Annotated in this window: 14 protein-coding genes; 8 read left to right on the top strand and 6 right to left on the bottom strand. The window is 63.9% G+C overall.

Going from position 1 to position 16,030, the window contains the following annotated elements; genetic code table 11:
- Nucleotides 1-21: 21 nt before the first annotated feature.
- The gene (locus QX135_RS19680) at nt 22-915 is read right to left on the bottom strand and encodes a LysR family transcriptional regulator (RefSeq protein WP_315784024.1); all 894 of its coding nucleotides are present in this window, start codon (nt 913-915) and stop codon (nt 22-24) included.
- Nucleotides 916-1,018: 103 nt separating this feature from the next.
- Here QX135_RS19680 and QX135_RS19675 point away from each other — a divergent pair, with 103 nt between their 5' ends.
- The 5 genes from QX135_RS19675 to QX135_RS19655 all read left to right on the top strand — a co-directional run bounded on the left by QX135_RS19675 (nt 1,019) and on the right by QX135_RS19655 (nt 6,658).
- Complete coding sequence (locus QX135_RS19675) at nt 1,019-1,759, top strand: SDR family oxidoreductase (RefSeq protein ID WP_315784022.1); 741 nt, start codon at nt 1,019-1,021, stop codon at nt 1,757-1,759.
- A gap of 55 nt (nt 1,760-1,814) precedes the next feature.
- Nucleotides 1,815-2,027 (top strand): 4-oxalocrotonate tautomerase family protein, encoded by a 213-nt coding sequence (locus QX135_RS19670; RefSeq protein WP_315734040.1) that lies wholly within the window; start codon nt 1,815-1,817, stop codon nt 2,025-2,027.
- A 192-nt stretch (nt 2,028-2,219) separates the two neighbouring features.
- On the top strand, nt 2,220-2,513 hold the full coding sequence (locus QX135_RS19665; protein ID WP_315784020.1) for a DUF1330 domain-containing protein: 294 nt from the start codon (nt 2,220-2,222) through the stop codon (nt 2,511-2,513).
- Nucleotides 2,514-2,873: 360 nt separating this feature from the next.
- Nucleotides 2,874-5,105 carry a tetratricopeptide repeat protein gene (locus tag QX135_RS19660; protein ID WP_315784018.1) on the top strand — a complete coding sequence of 744 codons (2,232 nt, stop codon included), beginning with the start codon at nt 2,874-2,876 and terminating at the stop codon, nt 5,103-5,105.
- A gap of 383 nt (nt 5,106-5,488) precedes the next feature.
- The gene (locus tag QX135_RS19655) at nt 5,489-6,658 is read left to right on the top strand and encodes a TAXI family TRAP transporter solute-binding subunit (RefSeq protein WP_316234249.1); all 1,170 of its coding nucleotides are present in this window, start codon (nt 5,489-5,491) and stop codon (nt 6,656-6,658) included.
- A 110-nt stretch (nt 6,659-6,768) separates the two neighbouring features.
- On the opposite strand, the gene maiA is transcribed toward QX135_RS19655, so the two are convergent.
- The 3 genes from maiA to QX135_RS19640 form a co-directional block, all read right to left on the bottom strand.
- The gene (maiA, locus tag QX135_RS19650) at nt 6,769-7,440 is read right to left on the bottom strand and encodes a maleylacetoacetate isomerase (protein ID WP_316234248.1); all 672 of its coding nucleotides are present in this window, start codon (nt 7,438-7,440) and stop codon (nt 6,769-6,771) included.
- 99 nt (nt 7,441-7,539) lie between these two features.
- The gene (locus tag QX135_RS19645; protein ID WP_316234247.1) at nt 7,540-8,055 is read right to left on the bottom strand and encodes a cytochrome family protein; all 516 of its coding nucleotides are present in this window, start codon (nt 8,053-8,055) and stop codon (nt 7,540-7,542) included.
- A gap of 506 nt (nt 8,056-8,561) precedes the next feature.
- Entirely contained in the window at nt 8,562-8,909 is a 348-nt protein-coding gene (locus tag QX135_RS19640) for a MerR family transcriptional regulator (protein ID WP_315775336.1), read from the bottom strand.
- Between the two features lie 83 nt (nt 8,910-8,992).
- Here QX135_RS19640 and QX135_RS19635 point away from each other — a divergent pair, with 83 nt between their 5' ends.
- Entirely contained in the window at nt 8,993-10,003 is a 1,011-nt protein-coding gene (locus QX135_RS19635; RefSeq protein WP_316234246.1) for an NAD(P)-dependent alcohol dehydrogenase, read from the top strand.
- Between the two features lie 234 nt (nt 10,004-10,237).
- Here QX135_RS19635 and QX135_RS19630 read toward each other — a convergent pair whose 3' ends face one another.
- Both QX135_RS19630 and QX135_RS19625 read right to left on the bottom strand, forming a co-directional pair.
- Nucleotides 10,238-11,338, bottom strand: a complete 1,101-nt coding sequence (locus QX135_RS19630; protein ID WP_315784008.1) for a DNA (cytosine-5-)-methyltransferase — start codon at nt 11,336-11,338, stop codon at nt 10,238-10,240.
- Between the two features lie 6 nt (nt 11,339-11,344).
- On the bottom strand, nt 11,345-13,444 hold the full coding sequence (locus QX135_RS19625) for a Z1 domain-containing protein (RefSeq protein WP_315784007.1): 2,100 nt from the start codon (nt 13,442-13,444) through the stop codon (nt 11,345-11,347).
- A gap of 46 nt (nt 13,445-13,490) precedes the next feature.
- On the opposite strand from QX135_RS19625, the gene QX135_RS19620 reads away from it, so the two are divergent.
- A complete protein-coding gene (locus QX135_RS19620) occupies nt 13,491-13,928 on the top strand; it encodes a very short patch repair endonuclease (RefSeq protein ID WP_315784005.1) in 438 nt (145 codons plus the stop codon).
- On the top strand, nt 13,928-15,592 hold the full coding sequence (locus QX135_RS19615) for a hypothetical protein (RefSeq protein ID WP_316234245.1): 1,665 nt from the start codon (nt 13,928-13,930) through the stop codon (nt 15,590-15,592). Before QX135_RS19620 ends, QX135_RS19615 begins: the two co-directional genes overlap by 1 nt.
- Nucleotides 15,593-16,030 lie beyond the last annotated feature (438 nt).

Below are 16,030 nucleotides of genomic sequence, written 5' to 3'. Positions count from 1 at the left end.
TCCGGCTGCTTTGCCCAACCGCTACAGCCTCGCCCGGGCGAATATCGCCGTGATCCAGTCGAGGAACACGCGCAGCCGCAGCGTCATCTGCCGGTTCTGCGGATACAGCGCGTGCAGCGGCGTCGGTGATGGCGGCGTGTCGGCGAGGATCTCGACCAGGCTGCCATCCACCAGATCCGGCGCGAAGCGATAGCGCGGCGCCTGCACCAGGCCGAGGCCGAGCCGGGCGAGGTCCATCATCGTGTCGGAATTGTTGACCGTGACGCGGCTCGGCAGAACCAGATGGCGCAGCGTGCCGCCGCAGGTGAATTCGAGCGGCAGCACCTCGCCGGTACGCGACGAGATGAAGCCGACCATGCGGTGGCCGTCGAGATCATCAGGTCCAGCCGGCGTTCCGTGCTCGCGCAGATAGGCCGGGCTGGCGACGGTGATCTCCTCGATCGTGCCGAGTCGGCTCTGGATCATGCCGCTCGCCTCCGGCTCGCCGGAGCGGATCACGCAATCGACACCCTCACGCACGAGATCGACCAGGCGGTCGCCCTGGCCGATGCGCAGATCGAGCTGCGGATGCGCGGCGAGAAACGCGGGCAGATGCGGCAGCACGAACGTCCTCGTCAGCAGCGGGTGCGCGTCGATGCGCAGCAGGCCACGCGGGCGCGAGTCGCGCAGTGCAGTCTCGGCCTCCTCGATGTCGGCGAGGATGCCGACGCAGCGCCGGTAGTACTCCTCGCCATCCAATGTCGGGGTGACGTGGCGCGTGGTGCGCTCGATCAGCCGGATGCCGAGCCGCGCCTCGAGCTCCTTCAGCACCTCGCTCGCCGTCGAGCGCGGCAGGCCGAGATCGGCGGCAGCGGCGGTGAAGCTGCGGCGCTCGACGACGCGAATGAACAGACGCATGGCATCCAGGCGATCCATAGCGATTGTTCGCCCAGGCCGACATCTGATGTCAAGCCAAGGCCGATTATACGGACGAGGCGATCAGCTATGTCCGCTCGCATTGAAAAGAGGGAGACTGACCATGCCCAATTCTTCATCCCAGGTCGCGATCATCACCGGCGGCTCGCGCGGGATCGGCGCGGCCATCGCCGAACGCCTCGCCGCTGATGGCGTCGCGGTCGTCATCAACTATGCCCGGGCCGAGCAGGCCGCGGCGCACATGGTGCAACAGATCGAGGCGACCGGCGGCCGCGCGCGCGCCGTGCAGGCCGACGTTGCCGATCCCGCCAGCGCGGCGGCGCTGTTTGATGCCGCCGAGCAGGCCTTCGGCGGCGTCGACATCCTGGTCAATAATGCCGGCACGATGGCGCTCGGCGCCTTCGCGGAGCTGAGCGACGCAGATGTCGCGCGCCAATTCGAGGTGAATGTCGCGGGCGTGTTCCGAACCCTGCGCGAAGCGGCGCGGCGGCTCCGCGACGGCGGCCGCATCGTCAATTTCTCGTCCAGCGTGGTCGGGCTGTATCAGCCGCGCTACGGCGCCTACGCCGCCGCGAAGGCCGCGGTGGAAGCCATGACGCATGTGCTCGCCAAGGAGCTGGCGCGGCGGAGCATCACGGTCAACGCGGTGGCGCCCGGCCCCACCGAGACCGAGATGTTCCTCAACGGCAAGACCGACGAGCAGCTGCGCGCGATGGCCGCAGCGAACCCGTTCGGCCGGTTCGGACAGCCGCGCGAGATTGCCGATGTCGTGGCCTTCCTGACGAGCCCGGAGGCCGGCTGGGTCAACGGCCAGGTTGTGCGCGTCAATGGCGGCGTGATCTGACGCCGCGCTGCTGTCACCCGCCGGCCGATGCCGGCCCAACACCAAAGGAGTTCCCATGCCGTTCGCCAACATCAAGGTGCCGCAGGCCGCGCTGACCAAGGCGCAGAAGGAGGAGATCGTGCATCGCGTGACCGCGATGTTCGTCGACTATTTCAGCGAGGCCGCGCGACCGCACACGATGGTGCTGATCGAAGAGGTGCCCGACGGCGGCTACGGCCGCGCCGACGAGGTGTTCGTGATCCCGCAAGCCTATCGCGCGACGACGTGAGCCGCGGGCCGCGGCCGCTCGCGCAACGGTCGCCGAACGGGCAGGCATGGGCGGATGAGCAGCAGTATCATCCGCCCTCCCCCGCGAATGCATCGGAAGCGCACGTCGACGGAATGCGCACCGATCTGTCGGCCGCTTATGGCTGCGCCGATGTTCCGATCGTATGATCCACCGCGTCGCGCGGAGCCCGCCATGAAGGCCTATCTCGTCCTCGATCTCGCCATTCACGACCACGCCTCGTTCAAGGCCTATATCGATGCGATCCCCGCCTTCATCGCGAGGCATGGCGGCCGCTACATCGTCCAAGGCGCGGTGCCCACGCCGGTCGAAGGCAGCTGGACGCCCGAGCGGATGGTGATCCTGGAATTCCCGTCGCGCCAGACCGCCACCGACTTCCTCGGTGATCCCGAGATCCAGCACCTCTTCGCGATCCGGCACGGCGCCACGACGAGCCGGCTGGTGCTGGTCGACGGCTGCGCGGCGTGAGCGCGCGTTGCAATGTCGTGCCGGACGACGGTGCCCAGCTAAGGAAGATCCCTATTCGTCGGCGTGACATCCGCAGTTGGCGGATCACGCGGCGCTGATCCACCCTGCGCGAGCTGCCCCGTCATTCCCCGGGGCATTCGCGGGGCGCGACAAGCTCCCTCCGTCATCCCGTTAACCATTTGCTAACCACGACGCGGGCAAGCTTTGCCGCGTCGCGCTGCGCGTGGCCGGCGACCGGACGACCACAGGACATCCTGGGCTTTGCTGCCGCCGGGCATGGCGGCGCCCCGGTTGCCGGCCGCAGCGCATCGCTGCGGCGTCCGACGCCATGCCGTCCTGTCTGTCCGGAGACCCAAGTCCTTGAGCACCGTCGGTTCGCGCGCCTTCCAGAAGGCACGACAGGAAAAGAAACAGAAGAAGCTCGTCGAGGGGCAGTTGGCGGTGGCGTTCAAGGCCTTCCAGGCCGGGCGCCAGGCGGAGACGCAGGCGCTGTGCGCGAAGCTGCTGCAGGAGGTCCCCGGCTGCTTCGATGCCATGCATCTGCTCGGCGTGTCCCTGGTGTCGTCGGCACGCTTCGCCGAGGCCACCGCCTTCCTGGCGCAGGCCGTGGCGATGGAGCCGAATTCCGCCGACGCGCAGTCCAATCTCGGCTGGGCGCTGGTCAATTGCGAGCGCTACGAGGAGGCGCGCGCCGCGCTGGAGCGATCGCTGGCGCTGCGCCCGAATGCGCCGATCACCTTGCGCAACCTCGCGATCGCGCTGCTGCGGCTCGGACAGGGCGAGGCCTCGCTCGCGGCCGCGACGCGGGCCCTCGAGCTCAAGCCCGACGACGTCGATGCCTGGTGCAATCGCAGCGTCGCCGAACTGATGCTGCGGCGCTGGGACGCCGCTGCCGCCAGCGCCGAGCGCGCGCTGGCCTTCAACCCGAACCATTTCGAGGCCACGGTCAACAAGGGTCTCGCGCATCTCGAGCTGCACCATTTCGAGCTGGCGGAAGCGACCTTCAACGCGGCGCTGGCGGCACGCCCGGCCCACGCCGAGCTGCGGGCGCATCGCGGCCGGCTCTACATGATCTCTGGACGCACCGCGGACGCCGAAGCCGATTTCGACGCCGCCGTGACGCTCGATCCCAATCTGCAATTGGGATGGCAGGGCAAGGCGCAGATCTGCATCCTCAACGGCAACGTTGCGCAGGCGATGGCCGCCTGCAAGCGCGTGCTCGACACCAATCCGAAGGCGCAGGTCGCGCTCACCTTGCTCGGCGCCTGCCGCGGCCGGCTCGGCGACGTCGCAGGCGCCATCGCCCAGTTCGACCAGGCGCTCGCGGTGCAGCCGGACTATGACGAGGCGATCACCAAGAAGATCTTCTACCTCGACTTCCTGCCCGGCGCCGACTTCGCGGTCCAGCAGGCGGCGCGGCAGTATTGGTGGATGGCGGTCGGCTCCAAATTCCCGCGCCGCAAGCTTGCGCCGCGCTCGCTCGATCCCGACCGGCGCATCGTCGTCGGCTACGTCTCGGCCGACTTCCGCATGCACTCGGCGGCCTTCGCCTTCCTGCCCGTGCTGCGCGGCCACGACAAGACGCAGGTCCAGGTCAACTGCTACTCGACCTCGCCGCGGCACGATTCCTACACCGCGACATTCCAGTCGATCGCCGACGTCTGGGTCGAGGCCTCGAGCCTGTCCGACGACGAGCTGGCCGACCGCATCCAGGCTGACGGCGTCGACATCCTGGTCGACCTCTCCGGCTACACCACGGGCACGCGCATGCCGGTGTTCGCGCGCAAGCCGGCGCCGATCCAGGTCACGGCCTGGGGCAGCGGCACCGGCACGGGCCTTGCCACCATGGACTACTTCTTCGCCGATCCGGTCACGGTACCCGAGAGCGTCCGGCCGCTGTTCGCCGAGCACGTCCACGACCTGCCGTCGGTGATCACGATCGATCCGGTGCTCGACGTTCCGCCGGCACCGCTGCCGATGCTCACCAACGGCCACGTCACCTTCGGCGTCTACAACCGCATCGACAAGATCTCCGACGCGGCGATCGCGCTGTGGGCGCGGCTGCTCGCCGAGATCCCCGACGCGAAGCTCGTCGTCAAGCATCTCGCGCTCAACGATCCCGCGGTGCGCGACGGGCTGCTCGCCCGCTTCGTTGCCCAGGGCGTGCCCGAGGCGCGCATCCTCTGCCTCGGCGCCAGCGAGCGCGTCGAGCATCTCAAATCCTACGAGCGCATCGACATCTCGCTCGACCCGTTCCCGCAGAACGGCGGCATCTCGACGTTCGAATCGCTCTACATGGGCGTGCCGGTCGTCGCCAAGCTCGGCGCCGGCGCGGCCTCGCGCGCCGCCGGCGGCATCCTGACCGCGGCCGGCCTCGCTGACTGGGTCGCCGACAACGATGACGGCTACATCCGGATCGCCAAGAGCTTTGCCGCGCAGCCCGAGCTGCTGGCGAAGCTGCGGGCGGAGCTGCCCGGCATTGTCGCACGCTCGCCGGCCGGCGACGTCGCCAACTACACGCGCTGCGTCGAGGCCGGCTATCGGCAGTTCTGGCGCGACCATTGCGCCAAGGCAAGCAAGGCCGGCGCCTGATCGCGCCGGCATCGCCGAGGTCAGCATCTCGCAGCAGGCCTAGAGGCCCGATCGCAAGAACGTCCCGCGAGCGCACGAGCCGCGCTCACGACGGTCCGGCTTCGACCGCTCCCTGCAACCGCAAGCTGCACCGGTTTCCAGCGAGCCATTGTGGCCGCGTGCGATGAGGCGACGACTCTCGGACTGATATCGCGGCGTTTCTCCGTCCAGACCGAGGCGCAATCAAGCCTATGGCTTTTTGGTGGCAAGGATGCGCCTCGCAGCAGCCCCGGCTGCGCCCAACCGGCGAGTAGTAGACCTCATTCCTCAACCAAGGAGATAATGCGCGAAAATCGGCCGCGCCTCACGATCGCCGTGTGGCCGGCAACGGAGGAATTTGGGGCATGCGGGTCGCGTTGTTGAGTTGCGTCGTTGCGGCGGGATTGAGTCTGGTGGCGCCGCTTCTGCCGGCCACTGCACAGACGGCGCGGACCGGAAGGCCGGCGGCGGCAACGGCCGCCGCGGCCGGCGAAGGCGGCAAGCTGCAGGAGTCCAACGAATGGACGGTCGGCGTCGCCGGCGGCCTGCTCGAAGGCACCAACATCCGTTTTGCGGCCGAGATGGCCAAGGTGCTCGACGACCGCCCGAACCTGCGCGTGCTGCCGATGGTGACCTACGGCGCGCTGGGGAACATCGAGGACCTGCTCTATCTGCGCGGCGTCGACGTCACCATCACCTCGGCCGACGTGCTCGATGAGTTCGTCCGCAACGGCACGCTCGCCAACATCAAGAACCGGATCCGCTACATCTGCTCGTTCTACATCAACGAGATGCACGTCTACGTCCGCCCGGAGATCAGGACGCTCGAGGATCTCGCCGGCAAGAAGGTCTCCTTCAACACCGTGGGCAGCGCCGCCAACCTCACCGGCGGCATCGTGTTCGACCGGCTCAAGATCGGCGCGGAGAAGGTGTTCATCAACAATTCGGTGGCGCTGGAGAAGATGCGCAGCGGCGAGATCGCCGGCGTCGTCCACGTCACCGGCAAGCCGACCGATCTGTTCGCCAAGTTCAAGCCGGAGCCGGGCTTCCACTTCCTGCCGATTCCATTCGCGCGCAGCCTGCAGGACTACTACGTGCCGACCAAGCTGACGTCGCAGGACTATCCCAATCTGCTCAAGCCCGGCGAGAGCGTCGAGACCATCGGCGTGCCGCAGGTGCTGGCGGTCTACAACTGGCCGCCGGAGACCGAGCGCTACCGCCGCGTCGCGCGCTTCGTCGACTATCTGTTCAAGCGGTTCGACCAGTTCAAGCGGCCGCCGTTCCACCCCAAATGGAACGAGATCAGCCTCTCCTCCTCGCTGCCCGGCTGGACCCGCTTCCGCGCCGCGGAGGAGCTTTTGGCCAGCACGCGCGCGCCGCAGGCCGACGGCGCCGCCATCAAGCAGCAGTTCGACGACTGGATGAGCGCAAGGGCGCCGACCGGCGGCCGGCGAATGAGCGAGGACGAAACAAGGGTGCTGTTCGAGCAGTTCCGCGACTGGATGAAGCGCGACGGCGGCCAGCCGGCGCGGTAGCGCCGATGGTTCTGGCGTAGAGCCTGATCCGGAAAAGTGGAAACCGGTTTTCCCTCGCGACAAACGCCGAAGGCGTTTGTGCGGAGATCATGCTCAACAAAGAGATGAGGCTACGGCGCAGCCGGCTTGGCGCGCAGCGCCGGCGGCGTGTCCGGCTGCGCCAGAGGATGGGCGGACGCGAAGGCCGGCAGCGCCATCGCGGCCTCGACGACGCGCTGCACCGTCGGCGTCGCAGCGAGGTCGAGGCCTTTATTGCGCGCGTAGACGGCGTGGCCGGCGAGGCAGATGTCGGCCATCGTCGGCGCATCGCCATGGCAGAACCGGCCGGTCGCGACATGGCCTGCAAGCTGGGCCTCGATCGCGACCAGCATCTCCGCCGTCCAGTGCCTGAGCCAGGCCGCGCGTGCCGCGTCGTCCACGTGCAGCACCTCGGTGAGATAGCGCTGCACCCGCGGCGTCGTCAGCGGATGCGCATCGCAGGCGATCATCGCCGCCAGCGCCCTCACCCGCGCGCGCCCCTTGGCATCACCAGGCAGCAGCGCAGCGCCCGGACAGGCTTCGTCGAGATATTCGAGGATCGCCAGCGACTGCGTCAGCACGGTGCCGTCGTCGAGCACCAGCGCCGGCAGCGCCATCTGCGGATTGAGCGCGGCATAGGCCTCGTCGCGATGCTGCTGCCGGTCGACATCGACCGCGACCTGCTCATAGGCGATGCCCTTGAGGTTGAGCGCGATGCGCACGCGAAAGCTCGCAAGCGACTGCCAGAACGAATAGAGCTTCATGCGGGTCCCCCTTCACCTCAATATCGCATTTCAGCAACCAATATCGTTTCGATGAAGGTGCCCGCCGCTTCCGAATCGTCTTGCCCGAGGCTCGTCCCGTCACTCCGCGCCCGGCGTGAAGTCCTGATCGGCAACGCCGGCGGTCTGCGGCACCTTGATGACCACGGCGTCGCGATTGAGCGCCTGGTGGCACGAATTGCAGGCGGCCGTGAGGTCGGCATAGGAGCGCTCGAAGCGGCCGATGTCCTTCTGCTTGATGGCCTGCGCCAGCTCGTCGAACGGCTGCTGCGTCACGGCCGTCGTCATGTCGGCGAACGAATTGCCCTCGACCAGCGGCTGCGCCCGGCTGACACGGTTGAACGCGCCCTTGAGATTGCCGAGCTCATAGGCGCTGAACGCCCAATTGCCGCTATGGCCGGCGATCCAGAGCCGGAGATGGCGAGGCTGGATGGTCGCGATCATCAGGTCGCTGACGGTCGGCAGATAGGCCGGTGCTGGTGCGGGCGTCGGCGTCTCCGCCCTTGGCGCGGCGATCGCGATCAGCGATGCAAGCCCGGCAAGGCCAGCGGCCGTCACTATCAGCCGCAGACCATGGCGGAGCTTCGGTCGATGCATCTTCGGCTCTCCTGAAAGAAATTTAGAAGCCTTCTAAAGAGCAACATCCCGCATCGCCAATCGCAATCGCTGATCGCAGCGATCAGAAAAACTTGAAGCGTCACGCAGCGCGACGCGCATGATCCGGCCACATTGCCTGATGCGGTGGGCACCATCGGCCCGCGCCCCCTCCAGGTCCAACTGGAATCGCCTGCAACCTCCGCGAATGGAAGCGGCGGATCACCCTGCCGATCCGCGCCAAGGCGCGATGAGACAGAGTTGATCGAGCCTGAGCAAAACCGCGAGAGCTCCTCCAGGTCTCCCTGCAATTCTTGATTGATCGAAACAATCTGATTTCTTTTTTCCAAGTTGCTCGATCATCCCTGCGTCGGTGAGCGGTCAATGCGATGCGCCGCTTGCGGAGCGCGTCGCCGCGGTGCCTTGCGGGCCATGGCGGCAACACCCGGACGCCGACCGCCGCGGCCTGGTGATGACGCTTCGATGCCGTCCGGCCGTCGACAGAGAGCTCAGTTCACGCTCGACAGGAAGCCGGCCAGGATTGTCCGGCTCTGGCTCAGCGTCTCGATCCGTTGATCGATCAGGCCAACCTGCTCGGCCAAGATGCGTCGCAGATTGTCGCATGGCGTAAAGGCCGGCTGGTCGCTCTTCACGCATGGCAGCAACTGCTGGATCGTCTCCAGCGTCATCCCGGCCGCGCCCAGCAATTTGATCCGCCGCACGGTTTCCTCTTCCGCCGGGCCATAGTCGCGATAGCCGGCATCGGTCCGTCGCGGCGCCAGCAATCCCTGGTCTTCGTAGTAACGCAGCATCCGGACGCTGACCCGCGTCCTCCGGGAGAGCTCGCCAATCTTCACCTGAAAACCTCTTGACCCTGACAGCGCTGTCAGACCTTACAGAGTCTGCTCATCCAGGTGAATGCCCTTGGAAAGGAGCAACCATGAAAGCCTATCATGTGAATGGCCATGCCGGCGCCGGTCGCCTCGTGCGGGTAGACGTCCGCAAGCCCGAACCCGGCAATGGCGAGGTCCGCATCCGCGTCGAGGCGGCGAGCCTCAACTACCGTGACCTCATCATCCTCGACCGCGCGGGCCAAGACGGGCTGGATGGCCGCATTCCGCTTTCCGACGGCGCAGGCGTCGTCGATGCCGTGGGCCCCGATGTCGTCCAATGGCAGGTCGGTGACCGGGTCGCCGCGTCGTTCTTTCGCGACTGGGTCTCGGGTCCGTTCAAGACCGACTACGTCGCGTCAGCGCTGGGCGGCAGCACGATGGATGGCATGCTGGCGGAGCATGTGGTGCTGCCGGCCACGGCGGTGGTCGCCGTGCCGGAGCACCTCACGTCGATCGAGGCCGCGACCCTGCCCTGCGCCGCCGTCACGGCCTGGCATGGCCTCGTCACGCGCGGCGGAATGGGCCAAGGTGACACGCTGCTGGTGCAGGGCACCGGCGGCGTCGCGCTGTTCGGCCTCCAGTTCGCCACCGCGCTGGGCGCGCGTGCGATCGTGATCTCGTCCTCGGATGAGAAACTCGCCCAGGCCAAGGCGCTCGGGGCTGCGATCCTGATCAACTACCGCGACACGCCTGACTGGGATGCGGCACTGATGACGGCGACCGACGGCCAAGGCGCCAGTCATATCCTCGAGCTCGGCGGCCCCGGCACCTATGACCGGTCGATGCGATCGGTCGCCTCGGGTGGCAAGATCGTTCAGATCGGCGTCTTGACGGGATTCGGCCCGAAGCCCGACCTCGCGCGCCTGCAGTGGGAAAATGCCGACATCATCGGCGTCACCGTCGGATCGGTCGACCATTTCACGGCGATGAATCGTTTCCTGATTGACCATGCGATCCACCCGATCGTCGATCGGGTGTTTGGCTTCGACGAGGCCCCCGAGGCGTTTGCCCATCTCCGGTCCGGCTCGCATTTCGGCAAGATCGTTTTGAAGCTATAGGCGAGAGGATGTGAGCACTTCGCCGATCTGCGACGACGGAAGGTGCGTCGTCGCGGAATGCTCGCCGTCTGCCACGGAACCGGCCGGCCATCTCTCTGCGCATCCCGCCGTCGTTGCCGATCTGGATCGACACCATCGGCGGCACCCGCCGTTCCTTAGGTTGAAAATGGTTCGACTAGATCACGCGGCTACGATTACGGAACAGGCATATGCCGATAGCTCCGACGCCCTCAATCAAGTCGCCGCTTGACGAATGTGCTTCTTTATGGATTTGCCGATAGCGCGAGCAAGCAAGACCGGCACGGCGTTGCCAATGTGCTTCGCCGTCCTAGTAATGTTCAGATCTTGCTCGTCGTGAAACACATAACTATCGGGAAACGTTTGAAAACGTGCGGCTTCACGCAAAGAAATGGCGCGGTTCTGCGTCGGATGACCGAAACGGCCCGTACCCAATGTGGTGCAATGGGTCGTCATGGTCGGTGCAGGATCGTTCCAGCGCATACGACCATACACGGTCACCATATACGACTTCCCGGATTCTTTACGATAGCAACTCGGTATGAGAGAGGTCTTCCAACTCGTCGCACTTCCCCCGTTCTTCGGCGTCGCCGCGATACGCATCTTGTTTAGCGGGCTCAGCTTGCTGGCACGATGCAGCGGATCCATTCGATCCATTCCGCCATCGCGCAGACGGGGCAATTCCCCTATAGTATCGCGAACCGTCACGACCGTCTCTTCGGAATGCGTCTCGGCGATAAGGTCGATCTCCCCAAGTTTTGAAGCCAGCAAGACGAGCCGATTGCGGCGCTGTGGAACGCCATACCGCGACGCGTCCACGGTCTTGAAGGAAACGCGATAGCCCAACTGAGTGAGACGCTTCACAAACGTATCGAAAACCTCATACTTCTTCTTGTTGGAGAGGTCGGGTACGTTCTCCATGGAAACGATTTCCGGCTGCACCGCGCTCACCAAACGCATGAACCGGTACAACGGATACCAACGCTCTCGAGTTTTCTCCTTCGAAAGTTTCTTGCGCGTCAGGGACGAATACGGCTGGCATGGCGCACAACCCACAAGCACACGGATCGAGGCATCGCCGAAAAGTTTGTTCAATTCCGACGACGAGAAACGTGCGATATCTTTGCCGATGAATTTCGCGCGGTTATTGCGCTCGAATGCGAATTTGCATGACTTGTCGTTATCGACGCCAGCGACGACATCGAAGCCTTCGAGTTTGAGGCCATGCGAAAGGCCGCCGACCCCGCAGAAGAGATCGACGACTTTTATTTTCGGTTCCGCGGGCTGTTTCGCGCGACGCGTTACTCTCTTGGACATAGCACTTTACTCGCCGCGATTGAACATGAACAAGGTTGGATAAGAGTTCGGGACGACGAACGTCGGGTACATGAACTTGAGCCCTGCACCATCCGCGCTGCCCGCCCGCGTCGTAGCCGCGAAAATCCAAAGCGTCGGAATCCTTGCCGCGCGGGCCGCGTCCAACTCGCCGCCGAAAAGTATACCTGTCGATATGAAGCCTTCGTCGTCCACCCGGCGGTCGGCGGTTCTGAACCGCAGCATGATCCGGCCGCCGAACTGCTCCTTTGCTGCGACGCGACGAATTATCTCGGCGATGGTGTTGTCGCGCCAAATGTTACGGGAGCGACTCCTGATGGGCGCGATCAGAGCGGCCGCGGCCGCGGCGTCGATCTCTACGCCTTGGCGTCCCCGGCTCACCATTTCGTCGACGCTCTCGGTCGCAAATCCGAATTGATGCCGAACCAACCCAAGGACCTTCTCGTACACCCGATCGGATTGCGGAAGCACGATGTAATTCGGAAACACTTGCTTGCCGGGAACGACCGTATCGATCTTCTTGGCGTCGAGAACGCCGGGACGCGTCGCTCGCAGCCCGGACGTGTATTCGACGGGAAAGGTCGCGGGCAGCGCCGCGTGCCGTTCGATGTACGCCCGAAGATCCTCGTCCGATTGATAGATGTCGCGGAAGCGATAGTACAAGTGACGCGGGATGAAGAGGCGTGTGTACTCGATCGTCACGCTGCGATAGCCATACATTCTCGCGTGCTGATGCATCGTGTCGATTTGCGACACCTTCGCCTCGCGAATGTAGTATGTGACCAGCAGGTCTCGAATCGCGATGCCCCGACCAAGCGTATTGCCGCCGATAAGGAAGTTCAGGCCTTTGCCGTAGTTAATCCCGACGCGTTTCACCTTGGCATTGATTACCAAGAGGCGCTTCAAGGGCAGGAACTTTCGCAGCGTTTCCTTTACCTCGTCGAAGGTCGGCGTTTGAGCGCCAAGCGTCGCGGACAACCTGGCGTGGGCCGATTCCAGGTCATCGAGGACCTGCCGACCACCAGTCCCCCCCGTCAGCGCGTCCAGGACATCGGTCAAAAAGCGACCAATGCGATCTTCGGCTATAGCCTGCTCGTTGTTCTTCAGGCTCGGATGGCACAGATACGAATACCCATGGTCCTTCAGTCCAATATTGCGGATGGCCGCCGCTGCCGCCACGAGAAAAAAGAGGATAGAATCGCGTAATCCCGGCGGAATCTCGCTCCTCGCGTCCAAGAGTTGCTGCTTCTCGTTACGATCAACCAGCGTGATGAGCCGCTCGTTGTCCTCCGGCTCTTCCGTGCTGAAAAAAGCTTCGCCCCCCACGTAGGATGAACCCGCCGGAAGCATCTTGATGAAGCTTGGTCGATGGGTTGAATCGGCGCTCTGCAATAACACGGCTTGCGGCGTGCCGGTCACGCTGACATACACATGCCGCTGCACGGCCGGGCGCAGCTTGGTTTGAATAATGTTGTTGATCGGGCTCGGGCCAACGCGAACTCCGGAAGCGGCAGCCTGTTTGGTTCGCTTCCGCGTATTCGTATCGAGCGACGCCTGATCGCCCTCGTCGTCGAAAATGATTGCGGGATATTGATCGGCATCGATCGCCCGCAGGAACTTCGCCACATTCGTCAGGCTCTTGTTGCCCTTCGAGCAGACGATTAACAGGCAATTGCCAGTCCGCTCCATCACGAGCTTGGTATCCGCAACCTCCCGATCCAGCGCATCGTCTTTTGTCAGGATGAGAACGCCGGAGGTGCCGCCCGCGAAATCGAGGTGGGTCTGTCTGACAAGATCGTTGATGTTGCTAGTCATCACGATCGATATCCGGAAACCGTTGTCGAACGCCATCGCCGTGCTCGCGATCATGGCGCGCGTTTTGCCGCTCTGAATGCGGCCATAGACCAAACCGGTTATCGGCGCGTTAGGGATTCGTGCCGTGTCAAGTCCGCCATCGGCTCTGGTGCCGTAAGCTTCGATGATACCCCCAACAATGTCGGAGGCGTTCCGGCGCGCGTCCGCCTCCTGTTGACCCGTCAGTTGGAGCGCTTTGAGGGTTTCGGTGAAATGAGGCCCGTTCGTTTGCATGATGGACTAAGGTATGTTTTTTGAGGAAACAACCTAGGCTATAACTATGCCCGACGTGATGTCAAAGGACCAGCGAAGCCGCCTCATGGCCGCTGTTCGCGGTCGCAATACGCGGTTCGAGCTCAAGATCATGCGCGCCCTCAGCGCGGAGCTTTATCCGCTTGGCTACCGCTACCGCAAGCATTATCGGCGGTTGCGCGGAACACCGGATATCGTGTTTGTCGGGCATCGCCTCGTGGTATTTATCGACAGCGATTTTTGGCATGGCCGAAACTATCATCGACTAAAGTCGCGTATGAACGGGTTCTGGCGAGCCAAGATCGAGCGCAACATGGAGCGGGATCGCCAAGTCGACCGCGCGTTGAGGCGCGATGGCTGGTCAGTGCTTCGTTTTGGTGAAACCCAGATCAAGACCAATCCGCAATCCGTCGTGCGGAAGGTGAGATCGAAGCTTGAGACCAGGCAGCCCGGCGGAAACCGATGATGGGAATTGCCGAGCCCATTTTGCAGAAAAAGTTTGACGAGCTTCAGGCCCAGGTCTGCAAGACGTGGAACGGGCTTGAGCGCGAAGCTGTCATCGAAATCGTCCGCTCCGCCGATTATGCGGCCTACATTATCCAGTGCGCGTCCGAAGCGGACAATTCCCTGAACGCGGTGGCCCGGGACGAGTTGCGGCTGATCCTATTGGGTGTCGCGCCCGCGCTTGCCACTTTCCTGCCTCTGATAAAGGGAGGCCGGGGGCTGCCCTTTGGCCCGGCGGCGCCTCAGACTGCCCGCTGGATCGACCGGATGCTCTTCGAGTTCGGTACGCTTGCCCGCATGCGGCGCTTCGCCGCCTTAGAGCGGTATGGCCTCGCGCGAAGCGAAATGGTCGACGTCGCCACGATGCGGATTGAGATGAACGCTGGTGTGGGGGAGTTAATGGACGTACATGCCGCACGCTGGTTGACCGCCGAAACCATGCGCCGCGTCGCGCTCATGCAGGGTCCGACGCGTGATAGTGCGTATGTAGAGAGCCTGCTGGACGCCACCTCTACCGTGCATGACGGATGGTTCATCAACTACGAAGGCCATCCCGAACTGATCGAGACGTACCGACAACGCGCAATGATCGATGTGCTCGGCTGCGCGGAAGCGGAAGCATTGCCTCACGACGCCATGATTGGCGGCAGACCATTTGCCGAATGGCGTACGCTTTGCGTGGCCGCGCTTGGTCGCGTGTTCAACCACGTCGCGTATGCCTCACGCCTCATGACGCGGTTTCCCGCTTTATCGATCCGAAACTTGCTCACGGTTCCCGTACTTCGACGCGATGCCCGTGCCGTGTGGATCGAAGCGGGAGACCAGCCGAAACATGCGAATGATACGATCGCGCACTTGGCTTTGGACGCGCAGTCGATCGCGTCCTGGCAGCACCACCACGAAATCCCGGCTCCGTTCTATGTGGACGTTGGCGGCGGCTGGCTTCTGCTTCCGTTGTTCGGCGGCCTTCTCAATCCCGTTTGCGGCCTTGTTCGCACACTGCGGTTGAGACACACCCGCGACTGGGACAAAGCAGTGGATGGGCGCGAGGTGTATTTTCGCGAGGACCTGAAAAATCACTTTGGCGAACCACGCTTCCATGTGCCTGATCACGGCATGACACTCCGTCGTGAAGACGGCAGCCATATCACCGATGTGGATGCGGCCATTCTTGACCGCCAGACCGGTGATCTCGCTCTGGTTCAGCTGAAGTGGCCCGATATACACGGTATGTCGCCGAAGGAGCGCGAAAGTCGAAGACTTAATCTGCTCAAGGCAAATGAATGGGTGGATCGGGTCTCTAGTTGGGTCGATGGGCGCAGCGCGAGACGGATTGCAAAAGCGCTTGGCATGCCCGACGGAGCCTCTGAATCGAAACCGCCGACCCTTATGGTGATTCCGCGGTATGCAGCCCGGTTCACGCTGAATGACCACCTTGATGAACGCGCCTGTTGGGTCGCATGGCCCGAAGTGGTGCGGATGCGGACAGAAAACAAAGAGGCCGAAGCCCCTCTGTTCGACCTCCATCGCGACTTCAAGAGTGGCGGATCTCTCGCATCCTATAGTCGCCCGGAGGACTTCACTTACAAGCTACGCGGGCTAGACGTTCTTGTATCGGCGCTGTAAGGCGCGACCGCTGCGCGGCTCTCGTGAACCGAGCCGCTCTGCGTCTTGACGCTGCAGCTTGGATCCGCGCGCATGATCGACCCTGCAACACTCTTGCGTCCAGCTTCTAGGCCCAAGTCACACAGTAATTTTTCTATTTCCTTTTTTCAGAAATCATGCTTATATCCCCCCGTCCTGCTTCCGCCGGAGGGGCGTGTCGCGACCGTCATGAGACGTGGGGAGTGGGATGCGATGGGCGCGAGGAATCGCAGCGTGGCCCCTGGTCGCGCGGACGAACGGTTCGTTGCGCACGGCGAAATCGTGCGGTCCTGACACCCCGATGCTGGTGTCCCGCGGCTGGCGTGCGCAAGCGCGCCGTCGCGCATGGTGGCCAACAAGCCCGGTGCACCAGGGAGACCACGTATAAGCCGTTCCAACCGTCGCGCAGGGAAGGCCGGG

The organism is Bradyrhizobium sp. SZCCHNR1098, from assembly GCF_032489375.1.
Lineage (GTDB): Bacteria > Pseudomonadota > Alphaproteobacteria > Rhizobiales > Xanthobacteraceae > Bradyrhizobium.
This window is presented reverse-complemented; position numbering and strand designations above follow the sequence as displayed.